The organism is Sphingomonas sp. P3_C6 (assembly GCF_056402595.1).
This window is the reverse complement of the sequence record NZ_JBFUHB010000005.1, coordinates 166,049-188,939: the sequence shown is the minus strand read 5'-3', so window position 1 is coordinate 188,939 and position 22,891 is coordinate 166,049. Positions and strand designations below refer to the sequence as shown.

Below are 22,891 nucleotides of genomic sequence, written 5' to 3'. Positions count from 1 at the left end.
TGGGTGGGCACGGCGTTTCGTTGCGGCAATCTTCCCAACCGGGCTCCGGCCTCCGCCAGGGAACGACAGCATGACCGCACCCGCCGTGCATCTCTGGCGACTCCTGAAATGGGGTCGTATCCTCGCGCGTCACGGCGCGCTTCGTGGGATCGAGCGTGACCCCAACACGCCGACGCGCATCCGCCGCCTCGTCCGTGTCGCCCGTGTCGGCGCGCGTGTGCCGAAAACCCCGGCCTATGCCGATGCGCTGCAGGCGATCGGTCCGGCCGCGATCAAGCTTGGCCAGACGCTCGCAACCCGGCCCGACATCGTGGGTGAAGCGGCGGCCAAGGATTTGCTGCGCCTCCAGGACTCGTTGCCGCCCCTGCCCTATGAGACGATCTACGCCGCGATGACGCGCGCGTTCGGGCGCCCTCCCGAGGATCTGTTCGCGTCGATCGATCCCGTCCCGGTCGGCGCAGCCTCGATCGCCCAGGTGCACAGCGCCATCACCACCGACGGCCGTCGAGTCGCGGTCAAGGTGCTGCGCCCCGGCGTCGAGGAAGAATTCGCCCGCGCGATCGACACCTATCAATGGGCTGCGGCACAGATCGAGGGGCTCGGCGGCGAGCTGTCGCGGCTTCGCCCCCGCCTGGTGATCGAAACCTTCAAGCGCTGGACCGCGCGCGAGCTCGACCTGCGGCGCGAGGCGGCATCGGCGTCGGAACTGGCCGAGGCGATGGCAGCCCAGCCCGATTTCATCGTGCCCGCGATCGACTGGCAGCGAACGACCAGCAAGGCGCTGACCATCGCCTGGGTCGACGGCATCAAGATCTCCAATCGCGCGGCGCTGGTCGAGGCGGGATATGACCTGCCCAAGCTGGCCAACACGCTGGTCCATGCGTTCCTGCGCCAGGCGATAGCCGAGGGTTTCTTCCACGCCGACATGCATCAGGGCAATCTGTTCGCCCTGCCCGACGGACGCATCGCCGCGATCGATTTCGGCATCATGGGTCGGATCGACCGCCGGGCGCGAGTGTGGCTGGCGGAGATCCTCTACGGCCTGATCACCGGCAATTATAAGCGCGTCGCCGAGATCCATTTCGAGGCGGGTTATGTGCCCGCGCACCACAATGTCGCCGAGTTCGCGACGGCGCTGCGTGCCGTCGGCGAGCCGATGCGCGGGCTTGCGGTCAAGGACATGTCGATCGGCATGATGCTCGACGGTCTGTTCAACATCACCCGCGACTTCGACATGCAGACCCAGCCGCACCTTCTCCTGCTGCAGAAGACGATGGTGATGGTCGAAGGCGTGGCGACCAGCCTAGACCCCGACATCAACCTGTGGGATTCGGCCGCGCCGTTCGTGCGCGAATGGATCAGGACCGAGCTTGGCCCGGAAGCGGCGGTGGCCGACCGGATCATCACCGATCTGCGCACCCTGGCCCGCCTGCCCGACCTCATCCGCAATATCGAGCTGCGCTATCCGGCGCCGGGCGGCGCCCCCCCTGCCCCGCCGCTCAAGGAGATCGAGGTCGTTCGCATCGGGGGGGGCTGGCGTTATGCCGCAATCGCCGTCGTCAGCGCGCTCGCGGCGGTCGCAGCAACCTTGTTGGTCCGCTAGCATGAGGCAGCCCGCCGCGTTGCCGCGCCCGATTCAACATCGGGTGTCGTCGTCGCAGCGTGGTGGGAACGGGATGCACCATTGGTCCCGGACCGTTGTTTCCCCTGTTCGTGGATGTTTGACGATGTCTCGTTCCTTTTCGGCGCCTTGCAGCGGAAGAAAAATAGCGACGCATCGAACAGCGGGGAAACACGCCGGAATTTCTCCGACTCCGGCATCGACTCGCCCCGCCTGCCGCCAACCCATCATGGAACGGCGCTAAGTCTTGGCACGCCCGCATGCCCCGCTCTGGCTCACCGCCCCCACCCGCTTTGCAGGACTGAAGCGGAGTACCGCGCAGATCCTGCTCGCGCTGCTTGCCGTCCTGCTCGTCGCCAGCCTGTCGGCGCTGGTCAGCGCAGGTCCCCCACCCGTCAGCCATGATCCGGCCCAGCGCGCCGACGACGAGGCCGATGTCATGCTGTACGAGACGATCGTCGCAGGGCTGCGCGGCGGTGGCGATTATTATACCGTGACGGCGCAGGCATTGCGCACCGGCAATTATCCGCTGAAGCCCTTCGTCACCTTCCGCCTGCCGACTCTCGCCATGGTGCAGGCGGCGATGCCGCCGATCGTGACGGTCGTGCTGCTCTACGCGCTGGTCGCGGCGGTGATGCTCGCCTGGTTCATCAGGCTGCGCCCGGCCTTTGCGCGGGCTCCGCCACTCGCCATCGCGATGGTGCTGCTGACTGGCGGGATGATGGCGTTCGTCCAGCCCGAGCTGGCCAGCTTCCACGAGATATGGGCCGGCCTGCTGATCGCGCTGTCGCTTGCGCTGCGACGGCGCGACCGCTGGGTCGAGGCAGTCGCGTTCGGCCTGATCGCGATGCTGATCCGCGAAACGGCTGCCCTCTATGTCGGGATCATGGTTGCTCTGGCCTTTGTCGAGGGCAATCGCCGCGAGGCGATCGGCTGGGGCGTCGCCGTCGCGGTGTTCGCGGTGGTCGTCGCCTGTCATGCGCATGCGGTGGGGCTGGTCGTCCGCCCGATCGATCCTGCATCGCCCGGCTGGGCGGGCATGCTCGGCTTCGGCTTCTTCGTGAAGACCATGACCCTGTCGACCGCGCTCAATCTTGCCCCGGCCTGGCTCGGGGCGCTGCTGATCGCCTTCGCCCTGTTCGGCTGGGCAGGATGGGATAGCGAAATCGCGCTGCGGACTCTTGCGACGTTCGCGGCCTATGCGGTGCTGCTGAGCCTGTTCGGGCGCACCGACACCTTCTATTGGGGGTTGATGATCGCGCCCACGATCCTGGTCGGCCTTGCCTTCGTGCCCGATGCCCTGCGTGACCTGGTCGCCGCGGCGCGCGACAAGCGACGGATCATCGTGACGCGAATGGTCAGATAGGAACAAGCGATGAAGATCCTGCTCATCGTCGGTGGTGGCATTGCCGCCTACAAGGCCTGCGAGCTGATCCGGTTGTGCCGCAAGGCGGGCATCGAGGTGAAGTGCGTGCTCACTGCGGGCGGCCAGCATTTCGTCACCCCGATGACCCTCGCCGCGCTTTCCGAGAACCAGGTCTACACCACCCTGTGGGACCTGAAGGACGAAGCCGAGATGGGCCATATCCAGCTCAGTCGCGAGGCTGACCTGATCGTGATCGCGCCGGCCACGGCCGACCTGATGGCGAAGATGGCCGCCGGCATCGCCGACGATCTGGCGACGACCCTGCTCCTCGCGACCGACAAGGCGGTGCTCGCCGCTCCGGCGATGAACGTGCGTATGTGGGGTCATGCCGCGACCCGCCGCAACGTCGCGACCCTGCGCGGCGACGGCGTCACCGTGATGGAACCGGACGAAGGCCCGATGGCGTGCGGCGAATATGGCCCCGGCCGCCTGCCCGAGCCCGAGGTGATCCTCGCGGCGATTCAGCGGGCGCTGTCCGCCTCGTGACCCTCGCCGGCAAACATATCCTGGTCACCGCGGGGCCGACTCATGAGCCGATCGACCCGGTGCGCTACCTCGCCAACCGCTCGTCGGGGCGGCAGGGTTTCGCGATAGCCGGAGCGCTCGCGAAGCTGGGGGCGACGGTGACGCTGGTCGCAGGGCCGGTCACGCTCGACACACCGGCCGGCGTCGACCGGGTCGATGTAGAAACCGCGATGGAGATGGCCAATGCCGTCGCGCAGGCACTCCCGGTCGATGCCGCGGTGATGGTCGCCGCCGTCGCCGACTGGCGGGTCGATACCGCCGGCCAGAAGATCAAGAAGGGCGTGATGCCGCCCGTGCTTCATCTCGTCGAGAATCCGGACATCCTCGCCATCCTGGCCAAGAGCCCCCGTCGCCCGGGCCTGCTGATCGGCTTCGCCGCCGAGACCGAGCATGTCATCGAGAACGCCACCGCCAAGCGCGCACGCAAGGGCGCCGACTGGATCGTCGCCAACGACGTGTCGGGCGACGTGATGGGCGGTACCGCCAATGCGGTGCACATCGTGACGGCGGACGGCGTGGAAAGCTGGGACCGCCTGCCCAAGGAAGAGGTGGCCGAGCGGCTGGCGGCACGCATCGCCGACGCCCTCACCTCTCGTTCAGGCTGACGGTGCGACTGTGCTTTTCTTCACGCGCCCCAACAACAGCCCTTTCGGCAAGCCCTGGGCGAACCATATTGTGAGACCATGACCGACCCGATCACCATCGCTCTCAAGCGCCTTCCCCATGGCGCCGGCCTGCCCGCGCCGGCCTATGCCACTGACGGCGCCGCCGGCATGGACGTCGTATCGGCGGAAGATGCGGTGCTTGCACCGGGCGCCCGCGCCGCCATCGCGACCGGCTTCGCCATGGCCATCCCGCCAGGGTATGAGGTGCAGGTCAGGCCGCGCTCAGGTCTGGCGCTCAAGCATGGCATCACCTGCCTCAACACGCCGGGCACGATCGACAGCGACTATCGCGGCGAGGTGAAGGTCATCCTCGCCAATCTCGGCAGCGAGGATTTCGTCATCGCCCGCGGCGACCGGATCGCTCAACTGGTTCCGGCCCCGGTCCAGCGCGCCGTGCTGGACGAAACCGACACGCTGGAGGATACCGCGAGGGGAGCCGGAGGATTCGGCTCGACTGGGCGCTGATGCTGCTTTTCCTCCTCCTGCAGGCGACCGCACCGGCGGTGCCGACCGACTGGTCCGCGCTTGCCCCGCTGCCTTATGCGACTCCGCCGCAGATGACCGCGCCGCTCGCGCGTTTCGTGGCCGACGAGATTGCGGCCGGTCGCTGCGTGCAGCCGAAGCCGGCCGATGGCCATTATGTCGTGAAGGTCGATGTGGCTGCGCTGGTCGACGGCGATGGCGAGATCCGCCGCGCCGTGCCCCGCGCGATCAACTGCCCGACCGTCGAGCAATATAGCGCCGGCCTCGTCGTCAGCTTCGCCCGCGCCAATCTGCAATCCCACGCCGGTGCCGCCGATACCTGGTACCGTGCGACGATCGTCTACGACTGGCACGGATGAGCCTGACCGACGCCGAGCTCGAGCGGTACGCGCGCCACATCGTGCTGAAAGAGGTCGGCGGTGCCGGCCAGCAGCAGCTGCGCCGCGCGACCGTCGCGATCATCGGTGCCGGCGGCATCGGCTCGCCCGCGATCCAGTATCTTGCGGCAGCGGGCGTCGGCCGCCTGATCGTGATCGACGACGACACTGTCGATCTGTCCAACCTCCAGCGCCAGACGCTGTTCGGCGGTAACGATATCGGCGCACCCAAGGTAGAGGCGGCGGCACAGGCGGTCGCGCGGCTCAACCCGGGCGTGACGATCGAGGCGCGGCGCGCGCGGATCGATGTCGGCAATGCGCAGGATCTCATCCTGGGCGCCGATATCGTCATCGACGGCACCGACAATTTCGCCACCCGGCTCGCGGTCGCCGACGCCGCCCTGGCCATGCATATCCCGCTTGTCTCGGCTGCGGTCGGCCAGTTCGAAGGGCAGCTCGGCGTGTTCCGGGGTTGGGAGGCCGACAAGCCCTGCTACCGCTGCTTTGTCGGCTCCGATCCCGACCGGCCGGAGACGAGCTGCGCCGAGGCGGGCGTGCTGGGCGCGATGACCGGGGTGATGGGCAGCCTAGCCGCGCTCGAGGCAATGCGCAGCATCGTCGGGTTCGGCGAGGACAGCGCGGGCAAGCTGCTGCTCGTCGATGCGCTCGCCTTCCGCTTCCGCACCATCGCCCTGCCCAGGGACCCGGGCTGTTCGGCATGCGGTTAGCCTGGTCTTAAGCCAATCAGTCTAGGGGCGTGGGCATGTCCGCTGAATCTCCCAAGGTCCTGGTCATCTTCGGCACCCGTCCCGAAGCGATCAAGCTGTTCCCCGTCGTCGCCGCGCTAAAGCGGATCCCTGGCCTGACGGTGCGCACTTGCGTCACCGCCCAGCATCGCGGCTTGCTCGACCAGGTTCTCAGCATCGCCGGCCTGTCCCCCGACATCGATCTCGACCTGATGGAGCCGGGCCAGTCGCTGGACCGCCTCACCGCGCGCCTGCTGACGGGTCTCGGCGAGGTGATGGATGCGGAGAAGCCCGACCGCGTCATCGTGCAGGGCGACACCGCCACCGCGATGGTCGGTGCGCTTGCCGCCTATTACCGCAAGACGCCGGTCAGCCATGTCGAGGCGGGGCTTCGCTCGGGCGACATCTGGCAACCCTGGCCCGAGGAAGTGAACCGTCGCATCGTCGCGCCGATCGCAGACCAGCATTTCGCCCCGACCGATACCGCCGCCGCCGCGCTGAAGCGCGAGAATATCGATCCGGCGACGATCCATGTGACGGGCAACACCGTGATCGACGCCCTTCACGCAACCCGCGCCCGCCTGGCCGAGGACCCTTCGCTCGCCGCCGGGCTCGACGAGATCGCCGCGCGTTTCGCGGGCAAACGCATGATCCTGGTGACCACCCATCGCCGCGAGAATTTCGGCGACGGCATGGCCAATATCGCCCGGGCGCTGGGCCGTATCGCCGACCGGCCGGACACCGCGATCCTGTTTCCGGTCCACCCCAATCCCAATGTCGTATCGGTAATGGACGAGATGTTGGGTGACCGGCCCAATATCGCCCGCATCGATCCGCTCGATTATCCTCATTTCGTCCGCGCGCTCGGCCTGTGCGAGATCGCATTGACCGATTCGGGCGGCGTGCAGGAGGAAGCACCCGCGCTGGGCAAGCCGGTGCTCGTCATGCGCGAGACGACCGAGCGCCCCGAAGGCGTCGTTGCCGGCACCGCGAAGCTGATCGGCACCGACGCCGACCGGATTGTCGCCGAGGTGGCAACCCTGCTCGATGATCCCGCCGCCTATGCGGCAATGGCACGCGCGCATAATCCCTTCGGTGATGGCAACAGCAGCGCGCGGATCGCCGACATCGTCGGAAAAAGCCTTATCTGACCAGGATGCGGGCTCGGTCGCCGAATGCGGCCATGACCTGCCCCTCTGCTTTCGATCCGCGATGCTTGGTATTTCGCCAGCGGAAGCCGGTATTGGCGGCCGTTGCTTTACATTGGTCGCAGAAATACCGCCCGTTTCTGGACGCGGCTTCGTTTTTCATTCAGGACAGCACCCAATGTGGAACGCGCCCGGTCGAATCGGGCAAAAAAATACAGGAAAAGGGAGGAACGGTATCGCATGCGCGTATTCGGCTTATGGTGCCTAATGTTCAGGCATCGAACGGCATCAGGATCCAAGAAAGGTTTCGAGGGCAATGTCTTTGCCCGATGCAAGGTCTGTTCCCGGGAATTGTTCCGCGATCCGAAGACCGGCTCCTGGCGCGCGTCCAGGCCTGATGATCATCGTCCCCGCAAATTGACTCTCTTCGGCGAAGAAGGCGCGCCTGAGCGTCGGGTACGCAGCTCACGCCGTTAGCGTTTTTTCGCAGCCATCCGGCCGACATTTCCGAAATCTTCACCCGCCTCGGCGACAAGCGGTGCCGGTCAGCGATAGCTCGCCGCCGCTGGCGGCCGGGCGTCGCAAGGTTTTGCGAGGACATGCCGTCGATGGTTTCGGACAATGAGCTCAAGGTCGTCATGCTGGGTCTCGGCTATATCGGCCTTCCCACCGCTGCGGTGATCGCACGGACGGGCGCCAAAGTACTTGGCGTCGATGTTACGCAATCGGTCGTCGATACGGTCAATTCGGGCAAGGTGCATATCGAGGAAGTCGATCTCGACGGACTGGTCTCCGGCGTCGTCGCGCGTGGCAATCTGCGTGCCTCGACCGTCATCGAACCGGCCGACGTCTTCGTCATCGCCGTGCCCACCCCCTTCGCCGACGATCATGCGCCGAACATCGGCTATGTCCTTCAGGCTGCGACGACCATCGCCACGGTGCTGAAGGCAGGAGACGCCGTCATCCTCGAATCCACCTCGCCGGTCGGAACGACCGAGAAGGTCCGCGACCTGCTTGCACAGCTTCGCCCCGACCTGAAGGTGCCGGGCAAGACGAACGAAAGCCCCGACATCGCCATCGCCTATTGCCCAGAGCGCGTGCTGCCGGGCCGTATCCTGGTCGAATTGATCGACAATGACCGGGTCATCGGTGGCATCACGCCGCGCTGCGCACGCAAGGCCCTGGCTTTCTACCGCCGCTTCGTTCGCGGTGCCTGCGTCACGACCACGTCGCGCGCGGCGGAAATGACGAAGCTGACCGAGAACGCGTTTCGCGACGTCAACATCGCCTTCGCCAACGAGCTGAGCCGCGTCGCGGACACGATGGACGTCGATGTGTGGGAAGTGATCCGCCTCGCCAACCGCCATCCGCGCGTCAACATTCTCTCACCGGGCCCGGGCGTGGGCGGGCATTGCATCGCGGTCGATCCGTGGTTCCTTGTCCATGCCGACCGCCCCAACACACCGCTGATCCGCACGGCTCGTGAAGTGAACGACGCCAAGGTCGATTATGTCATCGCCCGCGCCGAGACGATGGTCGCCGACCACCCGGGCATGCCGGTCGCGTGCCTCGGCCTCGCCTTCAAGGCCAACATCGATGATTTCCGCGAGAGCCCTGCGCTGAAAGTGGCGACCGCACTGGCGGCGCGCTTCGGCGACCGGCTTCATGTGGTCGAGCCTTATGCGGCCGCCCTGCCCGCCTCCTTCGACGGCACCGGCGCACATCTGACCGATATCGACACGGCAATCGAGACCTGCCCGATCATGATCGTGCTGGTCGACCATGACGTGTTCAAGTCGGTGCCGCTCGACGAGCGGGCCGACAAGATCGTCTACGATACACGCGGCATCTGGCCCGACCAGCCGCGCGTCCAGCCAAGGCCGGAGCCGTTGCGCCTGGCTGGCTGACGCTGGACTCGGGACCTGCCATCCCCTAGCCGGGTCGTGTCGTGCCGGGAGCTCCTGGCGGCACGACAGCGGGGGCAAAGATGAGCGAGCCAATCATTCCGGCGATCGCCGCAGCCGACTCTGTATCGGCATCGCCGGATAATGGTGCCGGCCCTGCAAGGCGCACCGGCAGCCGGATCGAATCGATCCACAATCTGCGTGGTGTCGCCTCGCTCACCGTGCTGTTCGATCATCTGATCGCCACGCCCTATGTGGGCGCGCCGGCCGCAGTCGCCGCAGTCGGCATCCTCGGCAATTACGGCGTCACCATCTTCTTCTTCATTTCGGGTTTCGTGCTGCCCTATTCGATGCGGAAGACGAGATACCGCATCCAGGACTTTCCAATGTTCATCGCGCGACGATTCGTGCGAGTCGATCCGCCGTTCTTTGTTGTCGTCGGCCTCACCCTGCTGCTCAACGTCCTGCTCGGCATCGTCAAGAAAACGCCCTATCATATCGACGGGATCCAGGTCCTCGCGCATGTGGCCTATATTGCGCCGCTGCTGCACAAGGAGTGGCTGCTGAACGTCTTTTGGACGCTGTGCACCGAATTCCAGTTCTACATCACGATCGGCCTGATCTTTCCGATCCTTCACAAATATCCGATACCGATCGCCCTCGCCTGCGCGCTCTGCATGTGGCTGTATGTCCCGGGTTATTTCCCGAGCGAACGGCTGCCGCTGGGGGAGCGCGAGATCATCTTTGCCTATCTTCCCTGTTTCATGATCGGGATGGCGACCTTCCTTTACCGGGAAAGACTGGCGAAGCTCCCGACCTTCGCGGCTGCAATCGCTATCTCGGCTGCGGCCCTTTTCCTCAAGGCACCGCTCGACATCCCGATCGTCGCGCTGATCACCATCGCCGTTGTAATGTACGTGAACTTCTACAATCCGGTGCTCGATTTCTTCGGGAAGATTTCCTACTCGCTGTACCTTGTTCACCTGCTCGTGATCGTCACCGTGCTGCCGATCCTCCATCGGCTGGATCCGCCATGGATCGTGGCGTTCCTGATCGGCGGCGGCGCCTCGATCGCCGCGGCGGTCGTCCTCTATCATGTCGTCGAAGGCCCGGCCCTCGCCTTGTCGAAGCGCGTGCGGTTCAGAAAACACCCGGCGGCCCCGGAAAATGAGGCCGGGCAGAGACTAGAACTGGACCCGCCCCCCCAAGTTGGTAAGGCGCCCTGAAAACGCACCGCAGCGGTCGCATCAACCATGGAGCTTCATCACATGACCAAGACCGCCCTGATCACCGGTATCACTGGCCAGGATGGCGCGTATCTCGCCGAACTGCTGCTCTCCAAGGGATATGACGTGCACGGCATCAAGCGCCGCTCGTCATCGTTCAACACCGGACGCATCGACCATATCTACGAGGACCCGCACGAAAAGGGCGCCCGTCTGCACCTTCACTATGGCGACATGACCGATTCGACGAACCTGATCCGGATCGTCCAGGAAGTGAAGCCGGACGAGATCTACAATCTCGCGGCGCAGAGCCATGTTCAGGTCAGCTTCGATACCGCCGAATACACCGCCAATGCCGACGCGATCGGTACGCTGCGCCTGCTCGAGGCGCTCCGCCTGCTCGGCCTTGCCGACAAGACCCGCTTCTACCAGGCATCGACGTCCGAGCTATACGGCCTGGTTCAGGAAGTGCCGCAGTCGGAAACGACGCCCTTCTACCCGCGCTCGCCTTATGCGGCCGCGAAGCTTTATGCCTATTGGATCACGGTGAACTACCGCGAGGCGTACGGCATGCACGCCTCCAACGGCATCCTGTTCAACCATGAAAGCCCGCTGCGTGGCGAGACCTTCGTGACGCGCAAGATCACGCGCGCGGTCGCCGCGATCCATCTGGAACTTCAGGACATGCTGTGGCTGGGCAATCTCGACGCCAAGCGCGACTGGGGCCACGCGCGGGACTATGTCGAGGGCATGTGGCGCATCGTCCAGCAGGACAAGGGCGACGATTTCGTGCTGGCGACCGGCCAGACCCAGACTGTCCGCTCCTTCGTCGAGCTGAGCTTCGCCGAAGTCGGCGTCGAGATCGACTGGAGCGGCACCGGCGTGGACGAAGTCGGCCGTTGCAGGAAGACAGGCAAGGTCCTGGTCAAGGTCGACCCGCGCTATTTCCGGCCGACCGAGGTCGAGTTGCTGATCGGCAACCCGGCCAAGGCAAAGCGCGTGCTTGGCTGGGAGGCGACGACCACGCTGGCCGAACTGGTCTCGGAAATGGTCAGCGAAGACCTGAAGAACGTTGCACGAGAAGCGGAGATTCGCCGTCCCGACGAGGAACGGCCAAGCTCACTTTATGCAGTGAGGGGCTGATCCCCTCGCCCATCGGCGAAACCCATCATGGTACGCACCGCACGGCGAATGGAACCAACATGTCGACGCCACTTCAGAGCTATGCATATGAAGACGGCGAGCGCGCCCACACGCACGCCTATCTCTTCCCGACGCTGTTGAAGATCATGGCCGATCGGCCACCGGGGGCGATGTTCGAACTCGGATGCGGCAACGGCACCACCGCGGCGATGTTGACCAAGCAGGGTCACGTCGTCTGCGGGGTCGATCCGTCGATCACCGGGATCGAGATCGCGCAACGCCAATATCCCGAGTGCCGGCTCGAACTGGGTTCGTCCGAAGAAGATCTGCGCGCGCGATTCGGCACCTTCGACACGCTACTGAGCCTCGAGGTTGCCGAGCATGTCTATTCGCCGGCGCGTTATGCCACGGCGATCGGCGAGTTGCTGAACCCGGGCGGCATCGCGATCGTCAGCACGCCCTATCACAGCTATCTGAAGAACCTCGCGCTGGCCGCAAGCGGCAAGATGGAAAGTCACTTCACGGCGCTGTGGGAAGGCGGCCATATCAAGTTCTGGAGCCGCAGGTCTATCGCGACGCTCTTCGATGGGGCCGGATTCGACGAAATCGGCTTTTACCGTGTGGGGCGCGTACCGGCTCTTGCGAAATCCATGATTTCGGTATTCCGCAAGCGGGAGACACCCCCCTCCAATGCCTGACGATGGCGAGACAATGAGGCCGCCGCAGCGCGTCGCGTTCCAGGTCGGCGGCTTCGAGGCCGTGGGGGGAATCGAAGCCTTCCTTTTCGACCTGCTGACCAACCTGCCCATCGGTCGGGACGAACGATCGATGTTGGTTTGGGCCAACGACCTGCGGGAGTTCCACGACATCGAACGGGCCGGAACCAGGGTGTTCAGGACACCGTTGCGCAAGGGGTGCAAGTTCGGCCTGCCCGATGCGCTGCTTTACGCGCGCCACGGCCGGCAATTGGCAAAGGCCGATCGTATCGTCTTTGCCAAGATACCGCCCAGGCCCATCTTCAGCCATATCGTCGACAGGGCCCGCGCCAGAAGACCGAAACCGACAGAGACGGTGTTCGTCACGCCTTATCGCCCTCGCGAGATGTGGCCGGATGGCGTGCCGGACTGGGTGAGCCGCGGCCTGGACAGATTCCTCGTCCAGAGTCGCGAGTTCGTCGACGACCTGCGCGCAATGGGTTTTACCGGGCCGGTCGATATCGTCCCCTATATCCCACCGGTCGCCGCTCCCGACCCTGTCGAGCGGCCGCGCGACGGCCGGTTCCGTCTCGGCTTTCTCGGCCGGTTCGTCACGCAGAAGAACCTGTTCTATCTGCTCGATATCGCCGAGGAACTGCGATCGGACGGCATCGAGTTCCATCTGTTCGGCGGTGGCGACCACGATATCGCGCTGCGAGAGGCAGCGGGCCGGCGCAACCTGCCGACGATCTTTCACGGCATGGTTTCGCGCGACGCTGTCCCCTCAGCCATCGACAGTTGCGACGCTTTCATCAATCCTTCGATCTCGGAAGGACAATGCCTCGTCGCGCTCGAGGTGCTGAGCCGGGGCCGCCCCTTCATCGCCACCGGCGTCGGCGCGATTCCGGAGATACTCGGCAAGGGTCGGCTGGGCCGGATCATTCCGCTGGAGGATGCGGCCGGGGCGGCCGGCACCATCCGCGACTTCCTGATCGAGTGGCGAGCGGGCGCCTGGGGTGCGCGCGAGATTGCGGACGCCTATACGAAGGCTTATCCGCGCGAGGAGATCATCAGCGAATATGAGAAGTTGTTGTAGCGCGCACCGCCTTCGACACGAACAAGGACCGATATCGTCATGAGCGAACTGTTTTCCCTGACCGGCAAGCGTGTCTGGGTTGCCGGAGAACGCGGCATGGTCGGCCGGGCGATCATCCGACGCCTGGCGTCGGAACAGTGCGAGATCGTCTCCGCCGCAACGCGGATTGACCTGCGCGACCAGGCCGCGACTTTCGCCTGGATGGAGGCGAACCCGGCCGACCTGATCTTCCTGGCCGCAGCCAAGGTGGGCGGGATCGCGGCCAATGATACACTGCCGGCGGAATTCCTCTACGACAACATGATGATCGAGGCGAACGTGATCGAGGGCGCGCGCCGCACCGGCACCGCAAAGCTCGTCTTCCTCGGATCGTCCTGCATCTACCCCAAGCATGCCGAACAGCCGATGCGGGAGGATGCGTTGCTGACCGGCCCGCTCGAGCCGACCAACCAATGGTATGCCATCGCCAAAATCGCCGGGATCATGCTCGCCCGGTCCTATCGCCGCCAATATGGATGCGACTTCATTTCGGCCCAGCCGACCAATCTCTATGGCCCGTTCGACAATTTCGACCTGCGGGGCAGCCATGTGCTGCCCGCTCTCATCCGCAAGGCCCACGAAGCACGGCTGGCCGGGGCTGCAACGTTGCCGGTGTGGGGCAGCGGCGAACCGCTGCGTGAGTTTCTGCATGTCGATGACCTTGCAGATGCGCTTGTTTTTCTTGCCCGGAACTATTCGGGAGAAGAAATCGTCAATATCGGATCTGGCGAAGAGATCAGCATTGGCAACCTCGCCCGGATGGTCGCGGAGATCGTCGGCTTTCGGGGAGATACGACGTTCGATGCTTCCAAACCCGATGGAACGATGCGCAAGCTGGTCGATACCGGCAAGCTGAACGCATTGGGATGGAGTGCCCACCGCCCGCTTCGGGATGGAATCGCCGACACCTACCGCTGGTTTTTGGACAATAGCGACACGCTCCGCACCGGCCCCCTCGCTGCCTGAAATCCCGGCTCGGCCGGACCGTCCGGAACGGCGGTTTCAGAGGGTTTGTTGCCCCGCAGCAGGGTTGACGGGCGGAGCCGCGCGGTTAAAGGTTCCGGCTCTATAACCACATAAAGCGGCGGGCTATTTATTCGTCGCGATTCGCCACGTGTAGGATATTCGGAATGACATTCTTGCATCGTCTCCGCACGGTGGTCGTGGCCCTGCTCGTACCCGTCGCTCTTGCCGCTTGCTCGACCGGGCGGGGCGGCTCCGTGCCTTATGAGGTCAAGGATTTCGGCCGGCCGGATGCTCCCGTGGCAGCTGCGCCGGATGTGGAGTACCGCATCGGCGCGCTCGATCAACTTGCCATCACGGTATATCGCGTCCCCGATCTCTCGGGTGAGTTGCCGGTCGATGCCGGTGGCAAGATCACCATGCCGCTGATCGGCGAGGTTACTGCCGTGGGAAAGACATCCGCGGAACTTGCCGCCGAAATCAAGAACAAGCTCGGCGAAAAATACATCAACAACCCTGAGGTTCAGGTTGTCGTCAAATCGGCGTCGAGCGCCCGGATCACGGTCGATGGCGCCGTCGGTGCGCCCGGCATCTACCCGATCGCCGGCCCGACGACMCTGCTTCAGGCTGTCGCGATGGCCAAGGGTACGACCGAAGACGCCAATCCCCGCCGTGTGGTGATCTTCCGGCAGATTAACGGTCAGCGCCAGGCAGCCGCATTCGACTTGAAGTCGATCCGCCGTGGCGAGATGTCCGACACGCCGGTCTTTGGCGACGATATCGTGGTTGTCGACGGTTCGGAATCGAAGAGCCTGTTCAAGAACGTCATTCAGACCATCCCACTGCTCGCCTTGTTTCGGCCTTTCTGACGTCCGTCACGGCTGACACCGCAAATATGGATTGCTTCCCCTCATGACCGATACGATCCAAGCCTTCCGTGGAAGTGGTCCGGCCTCCCTTCCGGCCGTGCCGGCCGGCGGGGCGATTTCGACAGCGGTCGCCCTTCCGCCCCCTGAAACGCCCGAATTCGAGCTGAACCTTCGCGCGATCCTGCGCATCCTGTTGAAGTGGCGCTGGTTGTTCGTGGCGTTCGCGGTAGCCGGTCTGGCGGTCGCCACGGCGATGACACTGCTCGCAACCCCGCTCTACCGCGCGACCGCGACGATCGAGATCAAGCGGCAAGAAACGCAGATCATGAAGGAATCGTCGATCGAGCCGGTAACGGTCAACGACCCCGCGGCGATGGCGACCCAGTTCGGCCTGATGCAGAGCCGCGATCTCGCCGTGCGCGTGGCGCAGCGCCTGAACCTGGCATCGAATCCGGCCTATGCGCCGCCATCCCTGCCGCGCGAGGCGCGTGAAAATATCGCCGTCGGCCGGCTGCGTGGCGGTCTGAGCGTCGCGCCCGTCGGCACAAGTCGCCTGATGAGCGTCAACTTCGTGAGCGCCGACCGCAACGAGGCGGCACGCATCGCGAATGCGTTTGCGGACAGCTTCATCTCGACCGGGCTGGAGCGTCGCTATGACGCGACAGCCTATGCCCGGAACTTCCTTCAGCAGCGCATCGCTGCCGTGAAGACGGCGCTCGACCAGTCCGAACGGGCCCTTGTCTCCTATGCGCGTCAGCAGGGCATCGTGAACATCGAAGGCGCCCCCGGCCCGGATGGTCGCGCCAGCGCCGGTACGTCGCTCGACGCCTCATCGCTCACCGCGTTGAACGGGTCCCTGTCTTCAGCCCAGGATGCGCGGATGGCCGCCGAGGGCCGGTACAAGGAATCCCGTGCGGGTGGTACGACGACGGAGACCGTCTCCAATCCGACGATCGCCGCATTGCAAGGCGAACGGACCCGCCTTTCGGCCGAATATTCGGAAAAGCTCGGTATCTTCAAACCCGACTTCCCGCAGATGAAGGACGTCCAGGCGCGTATCGCCGTCCTCGACAGCCAGATCGCACGGGAGCGCGCGGCAGTCTCCACTGCACTGCGCTCGGAATACGAAGCCGCGCTTTCGCGCGAGAACGCCCTTAAGGGTCGCGTAAACGAGTTGAAGGGCTCGGTGCTCGATCTTCGCGACCGCAGCATCCAGTACAACATCCTGCAACGCGAGGTGGACACGAACCGCTCGCTCTATGATGCGCTGCTCCAGCGGTACAAGCAGATCGGCGTCGCCGGTGGCATCGGCGAAAGCCAGGCATCCGTGGTCGACCACGCGATACCGCCCGGCGGGCCGTTCAGCCCGCGACTTGGCGCGAACCTGATCATGGGCCTGCTGATCGGGTCCCTGCTCGGCGTCCTCGTCATTCTGGCGATCGAATATATCGACGACACCATCAAGGTGCCGGAGGATGTGGAAACGAAGCTCAAGGTCAGCGTGCTCGGCGTAATTCCGAAGCTTGGCCGCGAAACGACCCTGATCGAGGAACTGTCGATCTCCCGGTCGAAGATATCGGAGGCCTATTTCACCGCGCGCACGTCGCTCCAGTTCTCGTCGCCGGAGGGTACGCCCCGCACCCTTCTGGTGACCAGCACCAAGCCGTCCGAAGGCAAGTCCAGCTCGGCGCTCGGCCTGGCGCAGAGCTTCGCCAAGGTCGGCCTGAAGGTCCTCCTGATCGACGCCGACATGCGCAAGCCATCCTTCACCGCCAAGGAAGGCGACGGGACTGGCCTGTCCGCGCTGCTCGCGGGCGGCAACCTCTCCGAACCGAAGATCTTGTCGACCAACATCACCAACCTTCACCTGCTGCCGAGTGGGCCGATCCCTCCCAACCCGGCGGAGCTGCTGGCCAGCGTGAACCTGCCGCGCCTGCTCTCGATCATGCGCGAGCGCTTCGACCTGATCGTGGTCGACGGCCCGCCGATTCTCGGTCTTGCCGACGCGCCGTTGCTCGGTGCCGCCTGTGACGGCACGGTGGTGATCATCGAATCCGGCGCCATCCGCCGCCCGGCCGCGATGAACTCGATCAAGCAACTGCGGGCTGCGGGTGCGCGGGTGATGGGTGTCGTTCTGACCAAGTTCAACCCGAAATTCGAGGGTTACGGTTATGGTTATGGCTATGGCTATGGCTATAGCTACGGCTATGGCGCCGATAAGGGCGAGAACGAGAAGGATCGGCTGCGGCGCATCGAGCTGATGTCGTAAGAACCATGGCGGCATCGGGGGGAAGCAAGACCAGGTCAGTCGGTTTCGCGCTTCTCGGCGCGGCCGCCACCGCGGCCGGGCTTGCGGCGGTTCTGACCAATGTGGTGAATCTTTCCGTCAGCGACGCGCACCCCAATGGCGTGGCGGGATTGGCAAAAGGCAGCGTGGCCGCGTTGCGCCAGGAGCTAACCGCCGAACTAGCGCCGGCCAGAGGCCCGAGCATCGTCGTCAATAATCCGGCACGAGCGGAACGCCTGCTCGCTGCCGCACCGCTCGATCCGGTAGCCCTGACCTATCTCGGCCTGACCGCTGACAAGAAGGGCGAGAGCACGCGAGCACGCTCGCTGATGCTTCTTGCGGTGCGCAGCGACGGACGCGCCCTGCGCGCGCGGCTGTGGATCATGGACCAGGATCTGCGCCATCGCGATTACGGCAGCGCCATCGAGCATTTCGACCGGCTGGTGCGAATCGGTCCCCCCGGCACGAGCGGACTGATCAATGCCATGGCCGGTATCGTTAGCGACCCGGCAAGCCGCGCCCCGCTAGCCCGCAAGCTCGCGACCAACCCGCCCTGGCGTGCCGCATTCCTCTATGCGCTCAACCAGCAGAACGTGTCGCCCGACATCGTCTACCAGCTGACGCCGCAGAATACGACGAAGGCCCAGGTTTCATCCGAACAGTCGGCGCTGCTCCAGACGCTCCTGAAGAACCAGGAATATGAGCGCGCCTATCTCGCGTGGATCAACTTTTTGCCGGAATCGTCACTCAAGCAATTGGGGCCCGTCTACGATCCGCAATTCCAGCAATTGCCGGGACCGCTTCCGTTCAACTGGCGGCTGACGGACGGAACCGAGGGATCGAGCGAGTTCGGTAAACCAAAGGGCCTGAATGTGTCCTATCTAGGGGGCACGGTTGCGATACTGACCGAGCAGACCTTGCTGCTCTCGCCGGGGCGTTATCGCCTGTCGGTGACCGCGGCGGGATCGGACGACAACAATCAGCTTTCCTGGACCGTGACGTGCCTGAGCGGCAGCGAACCCCTCCAGAGCCTGAAGCTGACTGGCCTGAAAGACAGCCCGCAGCGCTATACCACTCAGTTCGAGGTTCCCGCCGCCGGTTGCGGCGCCCAGAGTCTTGCACTGGTCGGCGCCCCGGCCGAGTTCCCGCGGACGGCTGGCGCGCTGATCGATTCGGCCACGGTCGACCTGGTGAAATGACATCATGAATCCAAAATCCACCCCTCGCCGCTCGACCCGCTCGTCGTCGAAAGCGCCTTCGACCATGATCGGGCAGTTGCTGATCCCCGGTTTCATGGCGTTGTGCATCATTCTGGGCGGATCGAGCGGCGGCGGCCAATGGGCGAATGCGGCATTACAGCTGATCGCGACCGTCGTGCTTGGCTATAGCGTGGCGAATTTCGCCAGAACGCCCCTGTCCCGCTCGGCCCTGGTGCTCATTGCGATCATGGTTTGCTGGATTCTCTGGGCCTGTCTCCAGCTGGTACCGGTTCCCCCATCGCTCTGGACGCTGGCACCGGGCCGCGAGGCCCTGCAGCAGAGGCTGGTAGCCGGTGGCAGCCCGCTCCCCTGGCTGCCACTGTCGATGAGCCCCGCGGGCACCCTGTCCCACCTGACCTCGCTATTGCCCCCGCTGGCCATCGGCGCGGCGATCCTGTCGCGCCCCGCCGGCGATGCCAACGGGCTGCGCTGGGCGATTCCGCTGCTCGCCCTGGCATCGCTGCTGCTGGGTGTCGCTCAATTGATCGGCGACAACGCCTCCCCGCTCTACTTCTACGACAGCAGCAATCGCGGCCTTCCGATCGGCCTGATGGCCAACGCCAATCATCAGGCGACGCTGATGCTGTGCGCAATTCCTTTCGTCGCCTCCCTGGCAGGTTCGGAAAGATCGGCAGGGTCGAAGGGGCAAGGCCGGGATCTGCTCTTCGCTGCTATGGCGGCGATGTTCCTGATGGGTGTCGCCATCTGCCAATCCTATGCAGCCTATGTCCTGGTGCTGCCTGTCACCATCGCGAGTTGGGCGATCGCCCGTCCGCGCTCGCTCGGGCCGGCGCGCTATATCGGCTCGGCCATCGCGCTGGTGTCCGTCGCCGCGCTGGTCATGGTGATCCTCTACGGCCCGACGACGGTGGATGATCCGTCATTCGCCCAGAACCAGTTGTCGCGGTCGGCCATGTACAGGATCGCAGCACAGGCGGCCCTGCACTCCTTTCCCCTCGGCAGCGGTCCAGGGAGCTTCGTGCCGGTTTTCAAGTTGTTCGAAGAACCTGGACAGGTCACCAACGTCTTCGTCAACCACTCCCATTCGGACTATATCGAACTGGTCGTCGAGGGCGGGGTTGCGGGGTTTCTGCTCATCGCCTGTATGCTGATCTGGTGGCTGAGCCGTGCTGCGACGATCTGGTTCGCCCGCGCGGCGAGCAGGATCGATCGCGCGGCCGTTGTCGCAACCGCGGCCATCCTGGCGCATTCGCTGGTCGATTATCCGGCCCGCACTGCCGCGATCGGATCGATCCTGGCCGCAGGCCTCGCGCTGATGGCGTCGAGGCCAGAGATTAAGATCGAAGAGGAAGCGGCCGGCGGGCGTCACCTGAAGGCCGAATGACGCGCAGGCAGCACAATTGCGAGAGCATTCGGCCGGCGGCGGCACCGCCCCCCGAACGATATCTCGAGGGGCGGGCGTCGTGATCGCGCAGTTCGACGTCAACACCATCTGGCGCCGCAAGTTCGGGCAAGCGCTCCAGCGCCGCCATCCCGACACGCTGTTGTTCGCCCCTCGCGCCTGGCGGCGGCCCGGCGCCCTGCCTGACGAGCCGGGACTCACCTCCGCCTCCTTGCCGCCGGGCTGGGCGAGCCGCACCGCGGCGCTGGCGATGCCATTGCTGCTCCGACGGGCCAATGCCGTCGCCTCGGCGCGCGGCGGCACGATCGACACGGCGATCTTCACGTCGTTCCACTATCTGCCCCTGGCGAAGCGCCTGCGCGCGCGCGCGCGGATCATCTATTATTGCTCTGACGATTATCGCGGTTATGCCGGCTGGGGCGGCGACGACGCCATCGCCCGCGAAGCCGAACTCTGCCGGATCGCGACACTCTCGATCTTCGTGAGCGACGCGCTGCGCGACCGCGCGGTCGCCGAATATGGCCTGAATCCAACCACTTGTATCGTTGCGCCGAACGCCTCGGAGCAGCGCTTCACGGCGACGACCCCGCGACCGCCCGAACTCGCCGCCTTGCCTGGCCCCGTCTTCGGCACTGTCGGCGTGTTCAACGACCGGATCGACTTCGGCTTTTTGGACCGGCTTGCAAATTCCGACGAAGTCGGCTCGCTCGCTCTGGTCGGCCCCTTGCAGGATTGCCCCGACCCCGATGGCGCGATCGCCCGCCTGCGCGACAATCCCAAGGTCCACTGGTTCGGCGCCCGCCCTCACGCCGAGATCCACGCCTGGATGGCGGGAATCGACATCGCCGTGATTCCTTATGCGCCCACCCCGTTCAACCATTTCTGCTCGCCGATGCGCCTTTGGGATCACCTCGCGATCGGCCAGCCGATCATTGCGACCGACGCCTGCGACCAGATCGCGCGGCAGGATGGTGTTTTCGTCGTCGCGCCGGGCGACGCGCTTGATCGATCGATCCGCTCTGCTAAGGCTTGTGCCGAAGTGGGCCGACGCCCTCATCTCGAAAGCTGGGACGACCGCGTGGCGTCGATAGCGCCCTGGATCAGTTAGGAAGTACTGCGTGGTCGCCAGACGGATCCGCGAGTTGATGTCCTGGAACACAGCGACCCGCTCGCGCCATAAGTCACCCGCTCAACATTTTTTGACGTCGATATCTGATTGCCTGGAGCAACTCGCAGACCGATGTCGGAATCGACGGCGATCGTTGGTTGGCCAAAACCATCGCCAGGCGGATGCCGGAAACGGTGCGGTATTTCTATACGTCGGGGCGAATGTCGGCGACTGGAGCCGACTGGTCCTCGACAGCCCGCTGGATGCAAGGCTTGTAGCGTTCGAGCCTGCACCGCCTGTACACGAAAAGCTCGCCGCCAACCTCCTCGGCGGCGCGGAAATATTCCATATGCCCTGCCCAGTTAGACAGGTTCGGTCGCGATTGCGAATCGCACCACTGTTGCGCGACAGAATCGAGTATTTCGACTATGCTATGCGCCAGCATTGTAAAATTTCATTCAGGCGATTTTCATTGCCGTTCGTGCCGCCCTTGAAGGCGAACTCGCCTTCCTCGCGGGGCGAAAGGCGAATGGCGCTGACGGAGAGACGCTTGTGAGCCCTTCACTGATCATTCTGTCCGGGCTTATCATGGGACTCGGCATCGTGCCGCTCCTCGCGCCGCGTAAGATGTTCGAATTCCCTTATGTTGTGGGCATGTTCCTGTCAGTGTGGCTGTTGCCCCAGGCTTGGGCGCTAGAAAAGGGTGGCCTGGCTGACCCGTTCGACCCGACCATCGCTTGGGTCTATATGTCTCTGTGCATCGTCTTTCTCGTCGCTGGATATTTCGGTGGGCGGCTTCTCGGCAAGCAGACTGCGGAAAGAAAGCAGGCCGAAATCGCCGCGATGTACAGCGAGAAGCGCATGGCGCAGGCCTCGGTGGTCCTGATTGCAGTGGGCGCCATCGGCTTCTTCATGATGTCCCGGACGGCTTCTGTGACGAATTATGAAGCCGGGTGGACCGGCATCATCATCGTCTATGCCTTGCTCGCGCAATGCCTGGTGTTCGGCGCGGCACTGAATTTCCTAATTTTCATCCGAACGAAGAATCGCGTCTCGCTAATCCTGTTCATCGTCGCGACGGCGATCTTCTCGCCAGGCCTGCTCGTCGCCGTGAAGCGCGAGTTCATCTTCGAGTTCGCTATCATCATTTTCGGCAGCCTGTTCCTCGTGCGCAACTTCGTTATGCCGAGGTTTTTCCTGTTCGCCGCCTGCCTGCTCGGCGCGTTCATCGTCAATCAGGCGGGCATGCTGCGCGGCTATGTTAAGACCAACGACACCACGCTAGTTGGCGCACTCACATCCAGCGAAGTGTTATCGGGCGAATATGGCAAGAACATGCAGAATCCCGCCGCCCCGGAAGTCACTGGCGCGGTGACGGACATCGCGATCGCGACAGATATTGGCGAGTATCGTCCATTCGTATCGCTTTATAACGGCATGATGTCGCGATACTTCCCCGCCGTCGTCTTCGGACGCGAGGCCAAGAACGCAATGATGATCAAGGTCACGGAAAACCCTCTCAGCAATCGCTATTTCGCGAACGGTGCGACGAGAACGGGCTTTTCGGACACATTCCTCGACTATTGGTATTTTGGCGTTTTTGCGTTCGCCTTTCTGGGTGGATTCTTCGGCTGGCTGTTCAGCATGGCATCGGTCGGCGGGCTGAGGGATCAGTATCTCTATATTTCTCTTCTGGGCACCGGCCTACATGGGATCACGCATGCCTTCCAGGAATTCGTATGTGCGTTGCCATTCCTGCTGCTCGTCGTCTGGCTACCCTTCCGTTATGCTCGGATCACCGCCGCCGAGAGCAAACGCCTGAACTTCGCGGCGCAATTGCGGGGCGGATCGTGAGCCTTGGCGGCGAACTATGCCAGATGACAGCGATGCGGGCGCTCCGCGATGTCACGCGTCCGAGTGGTTGGTGCTTTCACCTACTCGCGATATT

General features: G+C 64.3%; 18 protein-coding genes and 1 pseudogene. All 19 read left to right on the top strand.

Annotated features, from left to right (window positions below):
- Nucleotides 1-70: 70 nt before the first annotated feature.
- Entirely contained in the window at nucleotides 71-1,603 is a 1,533-nt protein-coding gene (ubiB, locus tag AC1DT7_RS08540) for a 2-polyprenylphenol 6-hydroxylase (RefSeq protein ID WP_478035500.1), read from the top strand.
- A gap of 265 nt (nucleotides 1,604-1,868) precedes the next feature.
- Nucleotides 1,869-2,987: a hypothetical protein gene (locus tag AC1DT7_RS08535; RefSeq protein WP_478035499.1), complete on the top strand. Its 1,119-nt coding sequence runs from the start codon at nucleotides 1,869-1,871 to the stop codon at nucleotides 2,985-2,987.
- Between the two features lie 9 nt (nucleotides 2,988-2,996).
- Nucleotides 2,997-4,177, top strand: a pseudogene (gene coaBC / locus AC1DT7_RS08530) (bifunctional phosphopantothenoylcysteine decarboxylase/phosphopantothenate--cysteine ligase CoaBC).
- A gap of 78 nt (nucleotides 4,178-4,255) precedes the next feature.
- Entirely contained in the window at nucleotides 4,256-4,702 is a 447-nt protein-coding gene (gene dut / locus AC1DT7_RS08525; RefSeq protein ID WP_478035498.1) for a dUTP diphosphatase, read from the top strand.
- Nucleotides 4,702-5,079, top strand: a complete 378-nt coding sequence (locus AC1DT7_RS08520; protein WP_478035497.1) for a hypothetical protein — start codon at nucleotides 4,702-4,704, stop codon at nucleotides 5,077-5,079. The genes dut and AC1DT7_RS08520 overlap by 1 nt, the downstream gene beginning before the upstream one ends.
- Nucleotides 5,076-5,825 carry a HesA/MoeB/ThiF family protein gene (locus tag AC1DT7_RS08515; protein WP_478035496.1) on the top strand — a complete coding sequence of 250 codons (750 nt, stop codon included), beginning with the start codon at nucleotides 5,076-5,078 and terminating at the stop codon, nucleotides 5,823-5,825. Before AC1DT7_RS08520 ends, AC1DT7_RS08515 begins: the two co-directional genes overlap by 4 nt.
- A 35-nt stretch (nucleotides 5,826-5,860) precedes the next feature.
- Entirely contained in the window at nucleotides 5,861-6,994 is a 1,134-nt protein-coding gene (gene wecB / locus AC1DT7_RS08510) for a non-hydrolyzing UDP-N-acetylglucosamine 2-epimerase (protein ID WP_478035495.1), read from the top strand.
- Between the two features lie 605 nt (nucleotides 6,995-7,599).
- Nucleotides 7,600-8,898 (top strand): UDP-N-acetyl-D-mannosamine dehydrogenase, encoded by a 1,299-nt coding sequence (wecC, locus tag AC1DT7_RS08505; RefSeq protein ID WP_478035494.1) that lies wholly within the window; start codon nucleotides 7,600-7,602, stop codon nucleotides 8,896-8,898.
- An 80-nt stretch (nucleotides 8,899-8,978) separates the two neighbouring features.
- Complete coding sequence (locus tag AC1DT7_RS08500) at nucleotides 8,979-10,121, top strand: acyltransferase family protein (protein ID WP_478035493.1); 1,143 nt, start codon at nucleotides 8,979-8,981, stop codon at nucleotides 10,119-10,121.
- Nucleotides 10,122-10,163: 42 nt separating this feature from the next.
- Nucleotides 10,164-11,264, top strand: a complete 1,101-nt coding sequence (gmd, locus tag AC1DT7_RS08495; RefSeq protein ID WP_478035492.1) for a GDP-mannose 4,6-dehydratase — start codon at nucleotides 10,164-10,166, stop codon at nucleotides 11,262-11,264.
- 59 nt (nucleotides 11,265-11,323) lie between these two features.
- Nucleotides 11,324-11,962, top strand: coding sequence for a class I SAM-dependent methyltransferase (locus AC1DT7_RS08490; protein WP_478035491.1), 639 nt, complete (start codon nucleotides 11,324-11,326; stop codon nucleotides 11,960-11,962).
- 13 nt (nucleotides 11,963-11,975) lie between these two features.
- Nucleotides 11,976-13,055 (top strand): glycosyltransferase family 4 protein, encoded by a 1,080-nt coding sequence (locus AC1DT7_RS08485; protein WP_478035490.1) that lies wholly within the window; start codon nucleotides 11,976-11,978, stop codon nucleotides 13,053-13,055.
- Nucleotides 13,056-13,094: 39 nt separating this feature from the next.
- Nucleotides 13,095-14,060, top strand: coding sequence for a GDP-L-fucose synthase family protein (locus tag AC1DT7_RS08480; protein WP_478035489.1), 966 nt, complete (start codon nucleotides 13,095-13,097; stop codon nucleotides 14,058-14,060).
- Nucleotides 14,061-14,356: 296 nt separating this feature from the next.
- Entirely contained in the window at nucleotides 14,357-14,926 is a 570-nt protein-coding gene (locus AC1DT7_RS08475) for a polysaccharide biosynthesis/export family protein (protein WP_478035488.1), read from the top strand.
- A gap of 43 nt (nucleotides 14,927-14,969) precedes the next feature.
- On the top strand, nucleotides 14,970-17,195 hold the full coding sequence (locus tag AC1DT7_RS08470) for a GumC family protein (RefSeq protein ID WP_478035487.1): 2,226 nt from the start codon (nucleotides 14,970-14,972) through the stop codon (nucleotides 17,193-17,195).
- 5 nt (nucleotides 17,196-17,200) lie between these two features.
- Nucleotides 17,201-18,412, top strand: coding sequence for a tetratricopeptide repeat protein (locus AC1DT7_RS08465; protein ID WP_478035486.1), 1,212 nt, complete (start codon nucleotides 17,201-17,203; stop codon nucleotides 18,410-18,412).
- Between the two features lie 64 nt (nucleotides 18,413-18,476).
- Nucleotides 18,477-19,817, top strand: coding sequence for an O-antigen ligase family protein (locus tag AC1DT7_RS08460; RefSeq protein ID WP_478035485.1), 1,341 nt, complete (start codon nucleotides 18,477-18,479; stop codon nucleotides 19,815-19,817).
- Nucleotides 19,818-19,896: 79 nt separating this feature from the next.
- Complete coding sequence (locus tag AC1DT7_RS08455; protein ID WP_478035484.1) at nucleotides 19,897-20,943, top strand: glycosyltransferase; 1,047 nt, start codon at nucleotides 19,897-19,899, stop codon at nucleotides 20,941-20,943.
- A 552-nt stretch (nucleotides 20,944-21,495) separates the two neighbouring features.
- Complete coding sequence (locus AC1DT7_RS08450) at nucleotides 21,496-22,797, top strand: hypothetical protein (protein ID WP_478035483.1); 1,302 nt, start codon at nucleotides 21,496-21,498, stop codon at nucleotides 22,795-22,797.
- Nucleotides 22,798-22,891 lie beyond the last annotated feature (94 nt).

Bases quoted from the DNA above. Each gene is read 5' to 3' on its own strand.
- ubiB (WP_478035500.1), top strand. From the start codon at position 71: ATGACCGCACCCGCCGTGCATCTCTGGCGACTCCTGAAATGGGGTCGT.
- dut (WP_478035498.1), top strand. From the start codon at position 4,256: ATGACCGACCCGATCACCATCGCTCTCAAGCGCCTTCCCCATGGCGCC.
- AC1DT7_RS08520 (WP_478035497.1), top strand. From the start codon at position 4,702: ATGCTGCTTTTCCTCCTCCTGCAGGCGACCGCACCGGCGGTGCCGACC.
- AC1DT7_RS08515 (WP_478035496.1), top strand. From the start codon at position 5,076: ATGAGCCTGACCGACGCCGAGCTCGAGCGGTACGCGCGCCACATCGTG.
- wecB (WP_478035495.1), top strand. From the start codon at position 5,861: ATGTCCGCTGAATCTCCCAAGGTCCTGGTCATCTTCGGCACCCGTCCC.
- wecC (WP_478035494.1), top strand. From the start codon at position 7,600: ATGGTTTCGGACAATGAGCTCAAGGTCGTCATGCTGGGTCTCGGCTAT.
- AC1DT7_RS08500 (WP_478035493.1), top strand. From the start codon at position 8,979: ATGAGCGAGCCAATCATTCCGGCGATCGCCGCAGCCGACTCTGTATCG.
- gmd (WP_478035492.1), top strand. From the start codon at position 10,164: ATGACCAAGACCGCCCTGATCACCGGTATCACTGGCCAGGATGGCGCG.
- AC1DT7_RS08490 (WP_478035491.1), top strand. From the start codon at position 11,324: ATGTCGACGCCACTTCAGAGCTATGCATATGAAGACGGCGAGCGCGCC.
- AC1DT7_RS08485 (WP_478035490.1), top strand. From the start codon at position 11,976: ATGAGGCCGCCGCAGCGCGTCGCGTTCCAGGTCGGCGGCTTCGAGGCC.
- AC1DT7_RS08480 (WP_478035489.1), top strand. From the start codon at position 13,095: ATGAGCGAACTGTTTTCCCTGACCGGCAAGCGTGTCTGGGTTGCCGGA.
- AC1DT7_RS08470 (WP_478035487.1), top strand. From the start codon at position 14,970: ATGACCGATACGATCCAAGCCTTCCGTGGAAGTGGTCCGGCCTCCCTT.
- AC1DT7_RS08465 (WP_478035486.1), top strand. From the start codon at position 17,201: ATGGCGGCATCGGGGGGAAGCAAGACCAGGTCAGTCGGTTTCGCGCTT.
- AC1DT7_RS08460 (WP_478035485.1), top strand. From the start codon at position 18,477: ATGATCGGGCAGTTGCTGATCCCCGGTTTCATGGCGTTGTGCATCATT.